The following is a 17,164-nucleotide window of genomic DNA, read 5'->3' as shown; positions in this document are numbered from 1 at the left end:
AAACTATGCGAGACACGGTAATGCAGAATTATCATCACAGATGCACACTATTTAGAATCGCGATTTTATTATCGTTAGTGCTTTGCCCTCTTAATTTTCTCCACGCGGCTCAAGTTGAGAATGTACGTGTATGGCGCGCGCCAGATCATACGCGTTTAGTGTTTGACCTGAGTGGTCCGGTTGAGCACAAAGTGTTTTCTTTACGCTCCCCGTCTCGTTTAGTTATTGATGTTGATCGCTCCACGTTTGATGCCCCTACCGATGCTCTGGTTTTTGCGGACTCTCCGATTGATCGATTGAGAATTGGCAAGCGTAATCAAACCGATTTACGTGTTGTGCTGGATCTAAATGCTGAAGTAAAGCCGAGGAGTTTCGTACTCAAAAGGCATGGCGATAAAAAAGATCGTTTAGTTATCGATCTATACGACAGTGGTAGCAAAACAGTAAAAACTGTTGAGCAGGTGGTGAAAACCCCCACCGGCAAGCGAGATATTATTATTGCTATTGATGCCGGGCACGGTGGTGAAGACCCTGGTGCAATTGGACCAAGAAAAATATATGAAAAAGATGTGGTTTTTAAAATCAGTAAAGAATTAAAAGCCATTATCGATGCTGAGCCTGGCTATACCGCAAAACTCATTCGTACCGGTGACTACTATATTCCATTGCGCACGCGACGAAACAAGGCACGGGAAATGCGGGCTGATCTCTTTGTCTCTGTCCACGCTGATGCGTTTAAAAATCCAAAAGCCAAAGGCGCATCGGTTTTTGCTTTGTCTCGCAGAGGCGCAACCAGTGAAACGGCTCGCTTCCTTGCGCAAAAAGAAAACGAAGCTGACTTAATCGGTGGTGTGGGCGGTGTTAGTCTGGAAGATAAAGACGATATTTTGGCTGGGGTGTTGGTGGATTTGTCCATGACTGCAACCCTGGCGAGTAGTTTGGATGTGGGGGATCGTGTATTAAAGAACATGGGGAGCACAACCAAGCTCCACAAGCACCGGGTTGAACAGGCGGGCTTCGCAGTTTTAAAGTCGCCGGATGTGCCAAGTATTTTGGTGGAAACCGGCTTTATATCCAACCCAGACGAAGCGCGTAAACTCAATACGCATTCTCATCGACAGAAACTCGCTAAGTCGATTTTCTCCGGCATTCAAAGTCATTTTTCCTTGCAACCTCCTGCGGGAACCTATATCGCCTGGCAGAAAGAAAACGGCCAGCAAAACATTCCGGTAAGTTATGTTGTTGCTCGCGGAGATACATTGTCAGGAATTGCCAAAAAGTACCGAGTAAGTGTCGCTCGTCTAATACAACATAACGGCTTACAAGATTCGCAAATCAGAGTCGGTCAAAAAATCACTATTCCCGCTAGTTAGCTATGCAAAAAATTAAAAGATTAAGTCCCCGCCTCGCCAACCAGATTGCTGCCGGTGAGGTGGTAGAGAGACCTGCCTCTGTCGTAAAGGAACTTATTGAAAACAGCCTGGATTCCGGTGCGACACAAATCGATGTGGATATCGAAGTCGGTGGCGTTAAGTTAGTTCGGGTTCGAGACAATGGTTCCGGTGTGGCGAAGGATGATTTGCCTTTGGCATTAAGCCGTCACGCCACCAGTAAAATTACCGTACTCGATGATCTAGAAGCCGTCGGCACCTTGGGCTTTCGTGGGGAAGCGCTGGCCAGTATCAGTTCCGTCTCCCGCTTGAAGTTTGTGTCTAACGATGGCCAGTCTGATATGGCTTGGAGTGCCCAGACCGAAGGGCGTGATATGGCCACAGAGCTTTCTCCGGCAGCACATCCGCAGGGGACAACCGTGGAAGTTAAAGATCTGTTCTTTAACACACCGGCCCGCAGAAAGTTTTTACGCACAGAGAAAACCGAGTACAACAGAATAGAAGACATTATTAAACGTCTCGCGCTTTCCCGTTTTGAGTTGGGTTTTTCTCTGAAAAATAACGGCAAAGTGATACACAGCTGGCGACCAGCAAACAGTCAAGCCGAGCAGGAGCGAAGAGTTGCTCAAATTTGTGGACCTGCTTTTATTGAAAACGCTGTTCATGTGGATATGGAAAGAGCGGGCTTACGTTTGTGGGGTTGGGTAGCTCTGCCAAAGTTCTCCCGCAGTCAGTCAGACCTGCAGCACTTTTTTGTTAATGGTCGTTCCATTCGGGATAAGCTGGTTTCTCATGCTATCAAACAAGCCTATCAGGACGTGTTGTTCCATGGCCGTCATCCTGCGTTTGTTTTGTATCTGGAGTTAGATCCCTCCAATGTGGATGTCAATGTCCACCCAACCAAACACGAAGTGCGTTTTCGCGATAGTCGGTTAGTACACGATTTTTTATTCAGCAGCTTGCATAAAGCCTTGGCCGATGTGAGGCCGTCTGACGAGGCGGAAAGAAGTTATGTCGCCGAACCGGCTGAGTTGGTGATGGAAGCGGAGCCCACACAGCATGCGCTTGGTTTGTCTGCAAGAACTGAAACTCGTCCGTATACCGGTAATTATTCCGTGCCAGCCGGAAGCAGTTCTTTCTCCGGCTCATCCAGTGTCAGAGAACAAATTGCTCAATACGCTACCTTAACCAACCCTGATGTAATATCTGGTGGAGAAATGGAGAGAGCTTCCCCAGAACAGCAGCTGGTGCCTCCACTTGGTTATGCCATTGCACAATTAAAAGGCATATATATTTTGGCGGAGAACACTCAAGGGCTGATTATTGTTGATATGCATGCAGCCCATGAACGAATTGTTTACGAGCGCATGAAGGCGCAGTTCAGTGAGCAGGCAATTCAATCTCAGCCTCTATTGGTGCCACAAACGCTGGCTGTGAGTGAAAAAGAAGCGAACCAGGCGGAAGACTGTATGGACGTTTTTTCTCGCCTGGGTATTGTTATAGAGCGTGTTGGTCCTGAATCCTTATTGATTCGTCAGGTTCCAACCTTATTGCATGCCGATGATGTGGAAGCTTTGATACGCGATGTGCTGTCTGATTTGATTGAATACGGATCGAGCCAAAGAATTCAGCACCATATTAACGAGATTCTGGGCACTATGGCCTGTCACGGTTCTGTCCGGGCAAATCGTAGATTGACGATCCCGGAAATGAACGCGTTGCTCCGCGATATGGAAGCAACCGAGCGCAGTGGGCAATGTAACCACGGGAGACCAACCTGGACTCAACTCGCTTTGGGTGAACTGGATAAGCTCTTTTTGAGAGGGCAGTAATGTCCGGCCAGCCACGTATTATTGCCATTATGGGCCCAACGGCTGCGGGTAAAACTGACCTGGCCATTGCTTTGAGAAACAAGCTTAATGCCGAGTTGATCAGTGTTGACTCCGCGTTGGTATATACCGGTATGGATATAGGCTCGGCTAAGCCATCGAAAGACGAGTTGGCTGCCGCACCGCATCGGTTAATTGATATTCGAGATCCCGGTGAGCCATATTCTGCCGCGGATTTTTGCTTGGATGCCAAGCGTGAAATTGAAGATATTATTCAGCAAGGGAAGACGCCCATATTGGTTGGCGGAACAATGATGTACTTCAAGGCGTTACGGGAAGGCCTGTCTGATTTACCTGCGGCGGATGAGCAGGTTAGAGCAGCAATAGAAGCTGATGCAGCGCAATATGGTTGGCCCCATATTCATGCACAATTAACACAAGTTGACCCGGACGCCGCAGCGCGGATTCACCCTAATCACTCCCAACGTTTGAGTCGGGCATTGGAGGTGTATCGCGTTACAGGTAGGCCCATGAGTGAGCTGCAACGAATGTCCGTTGGTGGATTGATGTACGACTATCAGTGGGTGCAAATGGCTGTCGCACCGAGAGATCGGGGTGTTTTACACGAGCGGATTGCCAGGCGGTTTGATCTTATGCTGGAAAATGGGTTGCTTGAAGAAGTCCGTCATTTGCGTGAGCGAGGAGATCTACATAAAGACCTTCCTGCAATACGTGCCGTGGGATATCGTCAGGTGTGGGAGTATCTGGACGGGCTGGTTTCCTATGAGGAAATGCGAGAAAAAGGCAAGGCCGCGACCAGACAACTGGCCAAGCGCCAGTTAACGTGGTTGCGCGGTTGGGATGACCTGAACTGGGTTTATACTCAGAACGAGAACGGACAATTGTTGTCGGATCAGGAAATTGTGACTGTCGCCTTGAATTTTGTTCCCACGACAACAATATAATGTGGCAATCTCTAATGAATTCTTGGGCAAATACTAGAAACGTCTATAATCTTTGTTATTAGGGCACTATTTTAGATGATTGGCATCTAACACGGTGGCAACCTCAGTAACATTAGGGGTGACTACAGAGTTGTTATGCTGTGTATTCAGCGGGCAACTGGAACATGTTTTATACGCTTGCACATTCCACAGACTACTATTGGCAGGTAGTGGGGTGAAAAACTTAAACAGTAAATTTTGGCTGATTAAGTAGGATTGTGTATTTACATTTATCCTAATAAGGAGAATAACAATGTCAAAAGGGCATAGCTTACAAGACCCTTACTTAAACGTACTTCGTAAAGAACGAATTCCTGTTTCAATCTACCTCGTAAATGGAATTAAATTGCAAGGTCAGGTTGAGTCTTTTGATCAGTTCGTTTTGCTTCTTAAAAACACGGTAAGCCAAATGGTTTATAAACATGCCATTTCTACTATTGTGCCATCTCGTCCTGTAAGAGTTCCTATGTTGAACCCTGAGGCCGGTGGACATGATGAAATGGAAAACGGGGGTTAAACGGAGTCCCCTTTGTTTTTTGATCGTCCAGATTCGGGTGAGCTGGCCATACTGGTTCACCTGGAATTTTCCAACGTAGTTGACAACAACGATCCTCGGGAATTTGAAGAACTGGTGCTTTCTGCCGGTGGGGATCCTATTGATTTTTTGACGGGTCAGCGTAGTTCGCCCCACGCGAGGTATTTTATTGGTACCGGAAAGCTCGAAGAGCTTAAAGCGTTGGTTGAAGAACATTGTGCCGAGCTGGTTATATTTAATCATGAGCTGTCAGCTAGTCAGGAACGTAACCTAGAGAAAGAACTTCAGTGTCGTGTCCTCGATAGGACAGGGCTGATTCTTGACATCTTCGCACAGCGAGCACGTACCCATGAAGGTAAGCTTCAGGTCGAGCTGGCTCAGCTTAATCATATTTCAACCCGCTTGATTCGTGGCTGGACTCACTTGGAAAGACAGAAAGGTGGGATAGGTCTGAGAGGGCCGGGTGAAACGCAGTTGGAAACTGACCGCCGGTTGCTCCGTGGTCGAATTAAAGCCATTGGCAAACGGTTGGAAAAAGTGCGTAAGCAACGCGAGCAAGGGCGTCGAGCACGAATTCGTGCTGAAATTCCAACGCTGTCTCTGGTGGGCTACACCAACGCAGGCAAATCAACCTTATTTAACGCTATTACTGAGGCGGGTGTTTTCGCTCAGGACCAACTTTTCGCCACACTGGATCCAACCATGCGACGAATTGGCTTGCCGGATGTCGGGCCTGCTATTTTGGCCGATACGGTGGGGTTTCTGAGTAACTTACCGCACCGCTTAGTGGAAGCATTTAGGGCGACCCTGGAAGAAGCGGCCAGTGCGGACTTGTTACTTCATGTGGTGGATGCAGTAGATGAAGAGCGTGCACGCAATATCGTAGAGGTTAATGGTGTCTTGGAGGAGATTGAAGCTGATGAGCTTCCTCAGCTAATGATATACAACAAAATTGACCTGATTGAAGACTTTCAGCCCAGGATTGATCGGGATGGAGACGGCCGCCCGACAGCGGTATGGTTATCCGCCCAGGAAAAAACCGGTATTGATATACTGCAGAAAGCAATCTCTGAGTTGTTGGCAAATGATATTTTTGAGTCCAAAGTGACTTTAGCTGCAACCATGGGGAGCTTAAGGTCAAAACTGTATCGACATAATGCTGTTCTGGGTGAGGAATATCTCAGTGATGGAAGCTGTGAACTCCTTATTCGACTGCCTCAAACTGATCTCACTCGTATGCTAAGCTCAGAAAGCATCAGCCTGGATGACATCACAGGGGATAAATTTGACGATTCGACGCAGCAACTCGCTGTATAGTCTTGAAAAATAACAATCCACCTGCATATTTCGTTATTAATAGATAATTTATACGCCAACAACGTGAAATGCTTGATATCAATATATCGGCAACTATGATGTTCAGCGCAAAAAATGAATACAGATACGTTATTTCGACGTAATACAAAAAAAGATTCAAAACCTTGATGGAGATGCCTTATGGCCTGGAATGAACCGGGTGGTAATAAAGACAAAGATCCCTGGAGCGGTGGTAATCGCGGTAATGACGGCCCACCAGACCTGGATGAGATACTGAATAATCTAACCAAGAAGTTTAATGGTTTCTTTGGGGGTAACGGTGGACGAGGTGGAGCCTCTGGCGGTTCAGGTTTCAGTGCTGCCATATTTGCTCTCATCTTTATTGTTGTTGGTGTGTTTTACGTCATAAAAGGGGCAGGCATTGTCAACGAACAAGAGAGAGCGGTGGTGCTGCGATTTGGTGTTTACAGTGAAACCAAAGGCCCGGGTTTTCGTTGGAATCCGCCACTAATTGATAATGTCTACACCGTAAACGTAACCAAAGTTCGTGGTTGGACAACCTCCGAACAAATGTTAACCAAAGACCTCAATATTGTTGATATCAAGCTGTCCGTACAGTATGTCATCGCTGATGCTCGAGATTTTGTACTTAAAGTAAGGGATCCAGAGAGCAGCCTTCAACAAGCGACCAATAGTGCCTTACGTCATGTTGCTGGTTCGACAGGAATGCATGATGTGTTGACGCAAGGGCGTGAACAGGTTGCCCTGGAAGTTCAAGAACGATTGCAAACCTATCTCGACAACTACCAAACTGGTATTCGTATCGAGAAGGTGAACGTCGAGGATTCTAATCCACCAAGAGAAGTCCAGGCAGCATTTGATGATGTTATTAAGGCTCGTGAAGACGAAGAGCGTTTCAAAAACCAGGCTCAAGCATATGCCAACGGTATTATCCCGGAAGCGCGTGGTAAAGCTCAACGTGTAATCGAAGAAGCCAATGCGTATAAAGAGCAGGTAATTGCCCAGGCTGAAGGTGAGGCGAAACGTTTCGAATTGTTATTGGCTGAATACAAAAAAGCGCCTCAAGTGACGCGCAAACGTCTATATATCGATGCCGTGCAGGAAGTAATGGGGAATGCCTCTAAAGTGATGGTTGATGTGGAGGGGGGCAATAACATGCTCTATATTCCGCTGGATAAAGTCATCTCATCATCTTCAACATCTGCAAGCAAAGGCTTTACTGATGCAGATATCGATACGATTACCAACGAGGTCATTGATCAGTTGCGTAGAGAAGCGTCCAATAATTCACGTCGTAGGGAGGCAAGATAATGTCCGGAAGAGCTATTTTTTCAATACTTGTCCTAGTGTTGATCGCCTTTTTTGCGTCGAATACGTTATACATCGTCAACGAGTTTGAGCGTGGTGTTTTACTTCGTTTGGGTAAAGTGGATGACAATGACATCAAGGCAGGCTTGCACGCAAAAATTCCGTTCATAGATGTGGTTCGCAAGTTTGATGCGCGAGTACTTACTTTGGATGCTCGTCCTGAGCGTTTTCTTACCGTTGAAAAGAAAAGCATGATGGTGGACTCCTTTGCCAAGTGGCGCATTATTGATGTGGGTAACTACTATGTTGCTACCAATGGTGAGGAAGCTCGTGCCGAGAGACTGCTTGCTCAGCGAATTAATGAAGGTTTGAGAAACCAATTTGCCCAGCGTTCACTTCAGGAAGTGGTTAGTGGTGAGCGTGATCAGCTTATGGTCGATCTCACTAATCAACTGAATGAATTCACCCAGGATTCATTAGGTATTGAAGTGGTTGATGTTCGTGTGAAGCGTATTGATCTACCCGAAGAGGTCAGTGGCCCGGTATATAGCCGTATGTCTGCTGAGCGGGAAAAAGAAGCCCGTGAACACCGTTCCAAGGGTAAGGAGCAAGCCGAGATTATTCGAGCTGATGCCGATAGGCAGCGCACTATCCTTGAGGCTCAGGCCTACCGGGACGCTGAGTTGCTGCGCGGTGAAGGGGATGCGAAAGCGGCTGCTATCTATGCCAATGCGTATAACAAAGACCCAGACTTCTATGCTTTCGTCCGTAGCTTAACGGCCTATAAGACCACGTTTAAGAGTAAAGACGACATTATGCTGATTGATCCAGATAGTGAGTTCTTCCGTTATCTGAAGGATGCTCAGGGTAAGAAGTAAGCTCTGACCGAAATCAATCGCGCGGTTGTTTTTTGATACCGCAGTTCATGATAAAATGAAGCAACCGGCCCCAATGGAGCCGGTTTTTTTGTGCTTATCACCTATGACTTGAATGGCATACGGGAGCGAAAGGGATACAGCAGCTATGTGGGAAGAATTGGCAAAAGCAGTCTGTTTAATGCTGGTTATCGAGGGGATTCTGCCCTTTTTATACCCTCACAGGTGGCGGAGGATGGTTGCAACTCTGGCCATTACCAGTGATAAGCAATTGAGAATTATGGGGTTAGTGAGCATGCTGATTGGTGCGGGCTCACTGCTACTTATTGCGAAAGGTTTTTAGGGTACGGGTTTAGGTAAAAAGATATGAGTAAAGTCGATCGGTGGTTGTTACCTGACGGAATAGAAGAAATGCTTCCCGGCGAAGCGCATCAGACTGAACATCTACGTCGAAGTATTACCGATCTTTTTCAGCGCTGGGGATATGACTATGTTATCCCACCAATGATTGAGTTTACCGACTCCTTGCTTACCGGTTCAGGTAAAGATATCGACCTGCTAACTTTCAAATTAACCGATCAAATTTCAGGAAAAACCATGGGCTTGAGGGCGGATATCACCCCTCAAGCTGCTCGTATGGATGCCCATAGCCTTCGGCGCGAAGGGGTAAACCGGCTGTGTTACGCCGGACATGTGATGCACTCTCGTCCCAAAGGGGCGCTGGGTTCTCGAACGCCCATCCAGGCAGGGCTGGAACTCTTTGGTGTGGAAAGCATTGACGCTGATATAGAAGTGGTTAGCCTCATGCTTGCAGCACTGGACCAAATTAAGTTACCGCTCTATATCGATTTAGGGCACGTTGGCATATATCGAGGCTTGGCCTCTGCTGCGCAGCTGACTTCCGAACAAGAACACGCTTTCTTTGAGCTATTACAATCCAAATCCCTCACTGATGCGACAGAATGGGTATGTGCCAACACATCAAGTGAGCAGGCCAAAAAATGGTTTACAGCCTTACCAAAATTATCTGGTAGTCGGTCGGTACTAAAAAAGGCAAAAGATGTCTTTCAAGATGCGCCAGAGGCTGTTACCCAGGCGATCAATGAGCTTGAATTACTTGCGGATACCATCGCGGAACGTTTTCCTGAAGCTCAAATGTATTTTGACCTGAGCGAGTTGAGAGGCTATCGCTATCATACCGGTATCGTGTTTGGTGCCTTTGCACCAGGCATGGGGACGGCAATTGCCAGTGGTGGACGTTATGATCATGTTGGTGAAGCGTTTGGTCGGGCAAGGCCTGCAACTGGCTTTGCACTAGATATAACTGCCATAGTTCGGTTAGTGGGTGATCGACTGTCAGAAAATACCGCTCAAGATGGGATTTTTGCTGTTGCATCCGACAGTGTTTTTCAATGGCAAGAGATCAACGCGTTACGTGCATCAGGCGAGCGGGTGATTGTCGGGCTTTCGGGGCAAAGTAAGCCCCTTGATTATCAACAGTGTGATCGAGTGCTTGTCGAAGAAGATGGGCGTTTTTCAGTGCAGCCTCTTTCGTAAGCGAAAGTTTTTATTTATTAATGTAAGCGAGTGATATCAAACAATGGGCAAAAACGTTGTCGTATTGGGTACCCAGTGGGGTGATGAAGGTAAAGGTAAGATCGTTGATCTGTTAACCGAACAGGTCAGCCATGTTGCCCGATTTCAGGGTGGGCATAACGCCGGTCATACATTGGTTATCGATGGCAAAAAAACGGTGCTTCACTTAATTCCTTCTGGAATTTTGCGTGAAGACGTTACATGTTACATCGGCAATGGTGTGGTGCTTGCTCCTGACGCCCTGGTAAAAGAAATTGAAGAATTGGAAAAACAGGGGGTACCAGTTCGAGAAAGACTGCGCCTTTCACCTGCATGTCCGCTCATTCTTCCATATCATGTCGCCCTGGATCAGGCGCGTGAAGCAAAGCGCGGTGAAGCTAAAATCGGTACCACTGGGCGTGGAATTGGCCCAGCCTATGAAGATAAAGTTTCCCGTCGTGGCCTGCGTTTGGGCGACCTGCAAAACAAAGAGCGTTTTGCCTCCAAACTGAAAGAAGTTGTGGAGTATCACAATTTCGCGCTTACCGAATACTACAAAGCAGAACCTGTCAGTTACGAAGAGGTACTACAGGAAGCTTATCGTCTGGCTGAGCAACTTCTGCCAATGGTGGTTGATGTTGTTGATGCACTACACAACGCAAGAGAAGCCGGTCAGGATATATTGTTTGAAGGTGCCCAAGGTTCCTTACTCGATATTGACCACGGTACTTATCCTTTTGTAACGTCATCCAATACCACTGCAGGTGGCACCGCGACCGGCTCGGGTTTTGGCCCACTTTATCTTGACTATGTTTTGGGAATTACCAAAGCCTACACCACTCGCGTTGGTTCCGGTCCGTTCCCAACCGAGTTGGAGTGTGAGGTGGGTGAGCACTTAGGTGTTAAAGGTCATGAGTTTGGTGCAACAACCGGCCGTAAACGACGCACAGGTTGGTTTGATGCGGTGGCAGTAAAGCACGCCGTTCGCATCAATAGTATGACTGGTATGTGTCTGACCAAGCTGGATGTGTTGGACGGTTTATCCGAAGTGAAAATCTGTGTCGGATACCAAGACGCTAATGGTGCGCCAACAGGCATTCCATGTGATTCCGAAGGGTGGGATGAGATTCAGCCTGTGTATGAATCCATGCCTGGATGGTCAGAGTCCACAGTAGGTGTGCAGTCCAAAGATGGTTTACCTGCTACAGCGTTAGCCTATATCGCTCGTTTGGAAGAGTTGGTTGGTATTCCAGTGGATATTATCTCTACTGGCCCGGATCGGGTTGAGACGATCGTTCTTCGCCATCCATTTGCATAAGTTTTTACAACTACTCGTGCCCACTGGAATAGCCAGTGGGCATTTATTTCTCGTTCTGACTATTCTTGGGGCGAGAACTCAGTAATAGTGGGAGAACGTGAGTGAGCGAGCGACGAGCTCATCCCAGATTTCCTGTTAACTGGTCCGCCAGAATCTTATTAGCAGACAAAAGCCTCCATTCCGCACAGATACAAAATGTATCTAAGGGCGGTCTCTATTTCGTTTTTGATCAAGCGCTTGCCATTGGTTCAACTATTGGAATTGAATTCTTTTTTAATTTTCGTGGTGAGCGTCATCGTGCCAGGGCACACGCTAAAGTCACAAACTCAGCATTGTTGAGTGGTAATTCCGGGGCCGGAATTGGTGTACAGTTTCTGGACATGGATAAGGATATTTATCACGCGTTTAACAATGTGTTGCAAGAGTTATCCATCCAGGAATAATACTTTTCCGTCGCGACGACATTCAAAGTATTCAATCGTAAACCCTGATATTGTTCCAGCATCCAAGTTGGAGATGACCTTATGCTAAGAGGCGCGATCAAAATATTGCTGTTGGCGGTAATATCTGTTTCTGCGAATGCTGGAGATCAATGGATATGGGACGGGTACTTTTCATCGATCACACTTGAGCGTGAAAAGGCATTTCAGGAAGGCGTCGATGACGACGCCTACAGTTTAGGAACCAGTGTTTCCTACGCCAATGACAACATCAATTGGTTAATGCTAACTGGTGGCCTGGAGCTTTTGTTTTACGAGGATAATGATGCCTTTACCCAAGTGGTTGAAGAACCGGATGGTGATCGAAAATCCGAATCTTCCGACGCTAACGGCGTTATGGCATACCTTGAGTTTGGGCCGCGTCTGGTATTGGGGAAAAGACAATCGACTTTCCTGACGGCAAGGGCCGGTGTAAGTACTATTTTTGAATCGAGTCGATCCATTTCCAATTGCTCAAACTGTTACGAAGAAGATATCGACTTGAATGGTGGTTATTATTTCCAGTTTGGGGTCGCACACAGTGCTGATAGCGTCAGTGTCGGGGTATATTTTAATCGGTATTTGAATGAAGATAGCGGTATTAAAAATAGCCTGCGCTTATCTATAGGAACAGGATTTTGATTGTTATATGAATTACCAACAGATCAGGGCGTATATGATGAATAAGCCCGAAACGACAGAAGACTTCCCTTTTGGCGAACAGTCAGCAGTTTTTCGCTTGCGAGAGAAAATCTACGCAATTTTATATATGGAAGGCGACTGTGCCAGAGTCAATTTGAAATGTGAACCAGAGCAAGCAAATGCGCTGCGAGATATTTTTCCGAGCGTTATTCCTGGTTATCATATGAATAAAAAGCATTGGAATACTGTTATTTCCGATGGTTCTATTCCTCAATCTGAAATTGAACGAATGATTGACCATTCCTATGAGCTTATTTTTAAAGGTTTAAAAAAGGCAGATCAAAAAGTGTTGAGTATGAAATTCGGTGCTCAATTGAAAGTGGAATGACAATAATTCTCTTTTCTTATGCATGCAGAAATAAATTTTCTTGAACAAGGATAAGCTAGTTGTTTTTGTTTGCTTCCGGTTTAGTTCTCATTTTCTTTTCGTTCTTAAATATAGATATCTTTATTTGCCGAAGAAAGAGGCAAATGAATTCAAATGTTTTTGGTTTTGAAATAAAAATCAAACGTATGATTTAATTTTGGGTGAGTTAATTAATTAGTAAAAAAGTACCGTTTTATTGTGTGAGTATGAGGGGTGGGTAAAAATAGTTATTCGGATTTATGATGTGTTAAAAAATTATTTATAACTTTTAAATTTCTTTTTCTAAGAAAAAATTCAATTTTATTTTCCTCTCTTTCTTTATTTTGATATTTGTCAATTGTTTTTCGAGTAAGCAGGGTGCGTTTTTTGTATAGGTGGTAAGCTTTAGCGAGTTTAAGCACTAATATATACGCTCGTATACATACTAATAAACGAATTGCTATCTTGTGTTTTTCATGCGTATGTAGCTTTGAAGAATTTTCAAAACACAAGAAGATCTACACAATGCCTAGTTCATATATTTTGCAACGAAGACACAGAGGTGACTTCTCATCTCGTGCTGAGTATTTAGAGCATGAGCTTTCCGTTATGGAGCCGAGACGCTGGGGGTTTAATTTACCTTGGCGTGATTATCATTTTGAATGGGAAGATATTGTTCCTGCTTTAGCCGGGACAATAGGAAAAGTTGTTATGGTTGCGGCAATGGTTGGTGCATGGGCCGCACAATATCAAGGTCTTGATACCGCTTTTATCATCGAAAACACTCGTTTCGAAATGATCATTGTTGGTGTGCTGTTTGCGCTTCTGTTTTCAGGTTTTTTAAACCCAAATGCCAATTTGGCCGGTACTCACGGGCCAATGATTCCAATGATTCCATTAATTGTTTCATCTGGCGGACATCCCCTTGCATTGGGAATTACTGTGGGAATTTTTGGTCTGGCACTGAGTTTTAGCAAAGGTGGTTCTCGTTTAATCACATTAACGGGGGATGGTGTTCGAGGCGGTTTGCTGATTTATTTAGGGGCGGTCGGAACTCTAAGCCAGATATCCAGTTTCAAACTGTGGACCGCAGAGAGTGGTGTTCCGTCTCTGGCTTTTATTCTTATATTGTCGACGGTAATTATTTATGCTGTTTTAGCAAGGTTAAAAAAACGTTGGCTTTCTATTCCACTGTGCTCTGCATTTGCTCTTTTACTTTCTTGGCTGCTTGGTACGCCTTTCGAGTTTCAAACCAGCCCGGGGATACCACATCTAAATCCAATGTATTGGTGGGGTGAAAATACAGGATGGCAAATGGGGTTACCGGATTTAGCCAATTATCTTGCTGTAATGCCTTTTGCGCTTTTGGCTGTTGCAATGTGGCCACCCGATTTTTTAGGTCACAGAGTGTTCCAGGAAATGAACTATCCCAAAACGAATAAAGTGCTAATGAATGTTGATGACACTATGACTATCTGCTCTATTCGTCAGATGGTTGGATCTGCGTTGGGCGGGGGAAATCTATCGAGCTCTTGGGGAACCTATATGATTCCTGCTGCGATTGCAAAACGACCGATTCCTGCTGGTGCTGTGTTGACCGGTTTATTTTGTATTGTGGCGGCCGTTTGGGGTTATCCAATGGATCTAGCATCCTGGAAACCGGTTTTGGTGGTTGCTCTTCTGGTGGGGGTGTTTTTACCGTTGCTTGAAGCCGGTATGCAGATGATTTCTGACGAAAAAAATGCGCAGGGAGCGGGTGTATGTATTTTTGCTTCTGCGTTGGTAAACCCGGTATTTGGTTGGTCGTTAACGATGTTTCTGGATAACATGGGGTTAATAGGAGACGCGCACAGAGGTAAAACGTTGAGTGTTGTTGATCGTATGGTGATACCTGGTGCAGCATTTATTATTTGTACTTCGATCATGGCTGTCGTAGGAATGATTCCCGGTATTCCCGCTCTTATATAATATCTGTAAGCAGGCCTAACAGGCCTGCTTTTCTAAAAACGATTCGATAATTGTACCGATGTCCAGAATCATGGCTATATTGCCATCGCTGAGAATGGTTGCGCCGCTGTAACCGATTTGATTGTTGATCGCTTTACTGAGCGGCTTAATCACAGCTTGTATTTCACCGAGTAAATCGTCCACAACCACGCCCACCCGCATATCTAAATGCTCAATAACAATCACTCTTTCCCATATTTCTGTTTTAGGTAGAGAGAAATAGTCTCGTAAGCGTGCAAGGGGAAGTAATTCTCCACGAAGGTTAATATCTGCATTGTTTCGAATTTTTTTCCAGGTTATATCGTCGTGCTCTATGCATTCGGAGACATTCGCGAGCGGGATAACATATCGACTTTCGCCAACCTGAATAAGAAAGCCATCGATAATTGCCATGGTCAGAGGAATTCTAAATCGAAACAGTGATCCTTTTTGTGGTTCGCTTTCGATTGAAATTACTCCGCCAATTGATTCGATATTTTTTTTGACTACATCCATTCCCACACCGCGGCCAGAAATCTCCGAGACTGCTTGCGCGGTGGAAAAACCAGGTAAAAATATGAGCCGATAGCATTCTTCCGGGGAAAGATGAGAATCTGCAGATATGAGCTCACGCTCTATCGCTTTCGCTCTGACTTTTTCTGCGTCTATGCCTTTACCGTCATCTTTAACCTCAATAATGACATTGCCTGAAGCCTGGTAGGCTTTTAGAGTAATCGTTCCTGCTTCCGGTTTGCCCAGGCTTGTTCGGGTTTCACTGTCTTCAATACCATGGTCGACCGAATTTCGAATCAAGTGTGTCAACGGGTCAACAATTTTCTCAATTAATGACTTGTCCAGTTCTGTACTACCGCCTTCGATTTTTAGATCAATTTGTTTTCCCGCTTTTTGAGATAGGTCGCGTATTACTCGTTTGAAACGGTTAAATGTTGCATTGAGTTCAACCATTCGCAGTTCGGTAGTGGTATCTCGTATTTCGTTGACCAGGTGGGATAATATACTGGCGGTATTATTGAGTTCCTCTTCTTCTGGCAAAGCTTCAATTAATCGGTTTGAGTTCGCATTGTTAATTATAAGTTCGCCAACAAGGTTAAATAGACGTTCCAGTTTGGCTGTTTCGACTCTCACCGTGGTATTGGTGCGAATGGTATTTTGCTGTTTTACTGCCGCTTTAACGATAGCGGGATCGGCGGATTTCATTTCGATAAGGATTTCGCCGATACGTTTTTGTATATTATCTTCAACAAGTTTGAGCTGTTGTTGTCTGGCCTGATCTAATTCTTGAGTACTGATTGCGCCAATTTCGCACAGGATTTCTCCAATTCTTTGGTCGTCAGTAACATGAGCGAGGTTCTCTGTTAACTCTTTTAATTCGGATTGGGGTGGGTTAATGAGTATCTGACAATCATCAACTAAAAATTCAAAGACATCAGCGATTTGCTGCTTGTTGACTTTTCCCTTAAAAAGAACCTGTATATTGATATAACAGGTCTCGGGATCCATTTCTGAATTCAGAGGCAGTTCGTTGTCAAAGATCTCTACGCTTTCGACCTTGCCCAAGTTCTCAAGGTAGTAAATAAAGGAAAGTGGGTCCATTCCATTACGAAGCACGTCGGGCCCAAGGTTAAGCAATATAATCCAGGGTTCATCATCTGTTGAAATGTCAGATTCATCGTCGTTTACTTCGTTTGAGTCAGCGGAGGCTTTAGAATCCGCTTGGACCAACTGAAGTAGCTGATCCAGAAGAGACTTGCCGTAGACCGCAGTGTCTGATGGAAGTTGTGTAACACCTTCGCCTGCTAAGTTGACCAACGTACTAATGTGGTCGACGCACTCGAGAAATAACCCAATGTTTTCGTTGGTTACTTTAAGATTTGAGCCTCTATATTGATCCAGAACAGTTTCAAATACGTGGCTGAATTCCACTACATCCCGATAATCAAACATACCGGAGGAGCCTTTCATTGTATGAACTGCTCTAAATAGGGTGTTCATGAGTTCCGCATCGTCAGGTGTCTGCTCTAAGTGAACGAGAGCCTCTTCGGCAGCGGATATGAGTTCTTCAGCCTCCTGGGCAAAAAGTTCTCTTGGATCACTCATGTGTTAGTTCCTCGGGGATGCATAACATTTCTTTTACGCCAACATATTCAAGAACGGACAATATCTGCTCGTTAATATGGGTGAGCTTGAGTGGCTGATTGTCATGAGTTGATCGCTTATGTAACCAAATAAGCAGCTGGACTCCCGCTGTGTCTAGCGTTTCAACTTGCTCAAAATCGAGCTCGATTTCTTGATTATTTGATAGGTATGGTTCGATCTTTTGTTTTAATTCGGTAACAGCATAGATAGAAACTTCAGCAGGAAGCTTGATGCATTTCATAATGATTCTCGTTCTTTAACCAGCAAATAAAAAATCAAATAACTGACCTGCTTTGGAGTGGCATGTATGTAAAGTATTCC

Annotated in this window: 16 protein-coding genes; 14 read left to right on the top strand and 2 right to left on the bottom strand. The window is 45.3% G+C overall.

Features of this window, described 5'->3' with window-relative positions:
• The first annotated feature begins 5 nt into the window (after positions 1 to 5).
• The 14 genes from P5V12_RS14465 (at position 6) to P5V12_RS14400 (ending at position 14,668) form a co-directional block, all read left to right on the top strand.
• Complete coding sequence (locus P5V12_RS14465) at positions 6 to 1,373, top strand: N-acetylmuramoyl-L-alanine amidase (RefSeq protein ID WP_316953793.1); 1,368 nt, start codon at positions 6 to 8, stop codon at positions 1,371 to 1,373.
• 2 nt (positions 1,374 to 1,375) lie between these two features.
• Positions 1,376 to 3,223: a DNA mismatch repair endonuclease MutL gene (gene mutL / locus P5V12_RS14460; protein ID WP_316953792.1), complete on the top strand. Its 1,848-nt coding sequence runs from the start codon at positions 1,376 to 1,378 to the stop codon at positions 3,221 to 3,223.
• Positions 3,223 to 4,185, top strand: coding sequence for a tRNA (adenosine(37)-N6)-dimethylallyltransferase MiaA (miaA, locus tag P5V12_RS14455; protein WP_316953791.1), 963 nt, complete (start codon positions 3,223 to 3,225; stop codon positions 4,183 to 4,185). The genes mutL and miaA overlap by 1 nt, the downstream gene beginning before the upstream one ends.
• Before the next feature lie 292 nt (positions 4,186 to 4,477).
• Entirely contained in the window at positions 4,478 to 4,741 is a 264-nt protein-coding gene (gene hfq / locus P5V12_RS14450; protein ID WP_316953790.1) for an RNA chaperone Hfq, read from the top strand.
• A 12-nt stretch (positions 4,742 to 4,753) separates the two neighbouring features.
• Complete coding sequence (gene hflX / locus P5V12_RS14445) at positions 4,754 to 6,076, top strand: ribosome rescue GTPase HflX (RefSeq protein ID WP_316953789.1); 1,323 nt, start codon at positions 4,754 to 4,756, stop codon at positions 6,074 to 6,076.
• 180 nt (positions 6,077 to 6,256) lie between these two features.
• A complete protein-coding gene (gene hflK / locus P5V12_RS14440) occupies positions 6,257 to 7,408 on the top strand; it encodes an FtsH protease activity modulator HflK (RefSeq protein ID WP_316953788.1) in 1,152 nt (383 codons plus the stop codon).
• Positions 7,408 to 8,283 carry a protease modulator HflC gene (gene hflC / locus P5V12_RS14435; protein ID WP_316953787.1) on the top strand — a complete coding sequence of 292 codons (876 nt, stop codon included), beginning with the start codon at positions 7,408 to 7,410 and terminating at the stop codon, positions 8,281 to 8,283. The genes hflK and hflC overlap by 1 nt, the downstream gene beginning before the upstream one ends.
• 145 nt (positions 8,284 to 8,428) lie before the next feature.
• The gene (locus tag P5V12_RS14430) at positions 8,429 to 8,623 is read left to right on the top strand and encodes a DUF2065 domain-containing protein (RefSeq protein ID WP_316953786.1); all 195 of its coding nucleotides are present in this window, start codon (positions 8,429 to 8,431) and stop codon (positions 8,621 to 8,623) included.
• Between the two features lie 23 nt (positions 8,624 to 8,646).
• Positions 8,647 to 9,837, top strand: a complete 1,191-nt coding sequence (locus P5V12_RS14425; protein WP_316953785.1) for an ATP phosphoribosyltransferase regulatory subunit — start codon at positions 8,647 to 8,649, stop codon at positions 9,835 to 9,837.
• 43 nt (positions 9,838 to 9,880) lie between these two features.
• Entirely contained in the window at positions 9,881 to 11,173 is a 1,293-nt protein-coding gene (locus P5V12_RS14420) for an adenylosuccinate synthase (protein WP_316953784.1), read from the top strand.
• 101 nt (positions 11,174 to 11,274) lie between these two features.
• Positions 11,275 to 11,616 (top strand): PilZ domain-containing protein, encoded by a 342-nt coding sequence (locus P5V12_RS14415; RefSeq protein ID WP_316953783.1) that lies wholly within the window; start codon positions 11,275 to 11,277, stop codon positions 11,614 to 11,616.
• Positions 11,617 to 11,697: 81 nt separating this feature from the next.
• A complete protein-coding gene (locus P5V12_RS14410) occupies positions 11,698 to 12,294 on the top strand; it encodes a hypothetical protein (RefSeq protein WP_316953782.1) in 597 nt (198 codons plus the stop codon).
• 7 nt (positions 12,295 to 12,301) lie between these two features.
• Positions 12,302 to 12,682: an MmcQ/YjbR family DNA-binding protein gene (locus P5V12_RS14405; protein WP_316953781.1), complete on the top strand. Its 381-nt coding sequence runs from the start codon at positions 12,302 to 12,304 to the stop codon at positions 12,680 to 12,682.
• A gap of 543 nt (positions 12,683 to 13,225) precedes the next feature.
• Positions 13,226 to 14,668 carry a DUF3360 family protein gene (locus P5V12_RS14400; RefSeq protein WP_316953780.1) on the top strand — a complete coding sequence of 481 codons (1,443 nt, stop codon included), beginning with the start codon at positions 13,226 to 13,228 and terminating at the stop codon, positions 14,666 to 14,668.
• Positions 14,669 to 14,683: 15 nt separating this feature from the next.
• Here P5V12_RS14400 and P5V12_RS14395 read toward each other — a convergent pair whose 3' ends face one another.
• Both P5V12_RS14395 and P5V12_RS14390 read right to left on the bottom strand, forming a co-directional pair.
• On the bottom strand, positions 14,684 to 16,804 hold the full coding sequence (locus P5V12_RS14395) for a chemotaxis protein CheA (protein WP_316953779.1): 2,121 nt from the start codon (positions 16,802 to 16,804) through the stop codon (positions 14,684 to 14,686).
• Positions 16,797 to 17,084, bottom strand: coding sequence for an STAS domain-containing protein (locus tag P5V12_RS14390; protein ID WP_316953778.1), 288 nt, complete (start codon positions 17,082 to 17,084; stop codon positions 16,797 to 16,799). The genes P5V12_RS14395 and P5V12_RS14390 overlap by 8 nt, the downstream gene beginning before the upstream one ends.
• Between the last annotated feature and the right edge of the window lie 80 nt (positions 17,085 to 17,164).

Origin of the sequence: Teredinibacter sp. KSP-S5-2 (genome assembly GCF_032773895.1) — a bacterium.
Lineage (GTDB): Bacteria > Pseudomonadota > Gammaproteobacteria > Pseudomonadales > Cellvibrionaceae.
The sequence above is the reverse complement of the archived record's forward strand: the minus strand, read 5'-3'. Positions and strand labels throughout refer to the sequence as shown.

Coding starts and splice junctions, on each gene's coding strand:
- P5V12_RS14465 (WP_316953793.1), top strand. CDS start 6: ATGCGAGACACGGTAATGCAGAATTATCATCACAGATGCACACTATTT.
- mutL (WP_316953792.1), top strand. CDS start 1,376: ATGCAAAAAATTAAAAGATTAAGTCCCCGCCTCGCCAACCAGATTGCT.
- miaA (WP_316953791.1), top strand. CDS start 3,223: ATGTCCGGCCAGCCACGTATTATTGCCATTATGGGCCCAACGGCTGCG.
- hfq (WP_316953790.1), top strand. CDS start 4,478: ATGTCAAAAGGGCATAGCTTACAAGACCCTTACTTAAACGTACTTCGT.
- hflK (WP_316953788.1), top strand. CDS start 6,257: ATGGCCTGGAATGAACCGGGTGGTAATAAAGACAAAGATCCCTGGAGC.
- hflC (WP_316953787.1), top strand. CDS start 7,408: ATGTCCGGAAGAGCTATTTTTTCAATACTTGTCCTAGTGTTGATCGCC.
- P5V12_RS14430 (WP_316953786.1), top strand. CDS start 8,429: ATGTGGGAAGAATTGGCAAAAGCAGTCTGTTTAATGCTGGTTATCGAG.
- P5V12_RS14425 (WP_316953785.1), top strand. CDS start 8,647: ATGAGTAAAGTCGATCGGTGGTTGTTACCTGACGGAATAGAAGAAATG.
- P5V12_RS14420 (WP_316953784.1), top strand. CDS start 9,881: ATGGGCAAAAACGTTGTCGTATTGGGTACCCAGTGGGGTGATGAAGGT.
- P5V12_RS14410 (WP_316953782.1), top strand. CDS start 11,698: ATGCTAAGAGGCGCGATCAAAATATTGCTGTTGGCGGTAATATCTGTT.
- P5V12_RS14405 (WP_316953781.1), top strand. CDS start 12,302: ATGAATTACCAACAGATCAGGGCGTATATGATGAATAAGCCCGAAACG.
- P5V12_RS14400 (WP_316953780.1), top strand. CDS start 13,226: ATGCCTAGTTCATATATTTTGCAACGAAGACACAGAGGTGACTTCTCA.
- P5V12_RS14395 (WP_316953779.1), bottom strand. CDS start 16,804: ATGAGTGATCCAAGAGAACTTTTTGCCCAGGAGGCTGAAGAACTCATA.
- P5V12_RS14390 (WP_316953778.1), bottom strand. CDS start 17,084: ATGAAATGCATCAAGCTTCCTGCTGAAGTTTCTATCTATGCTGTTACC.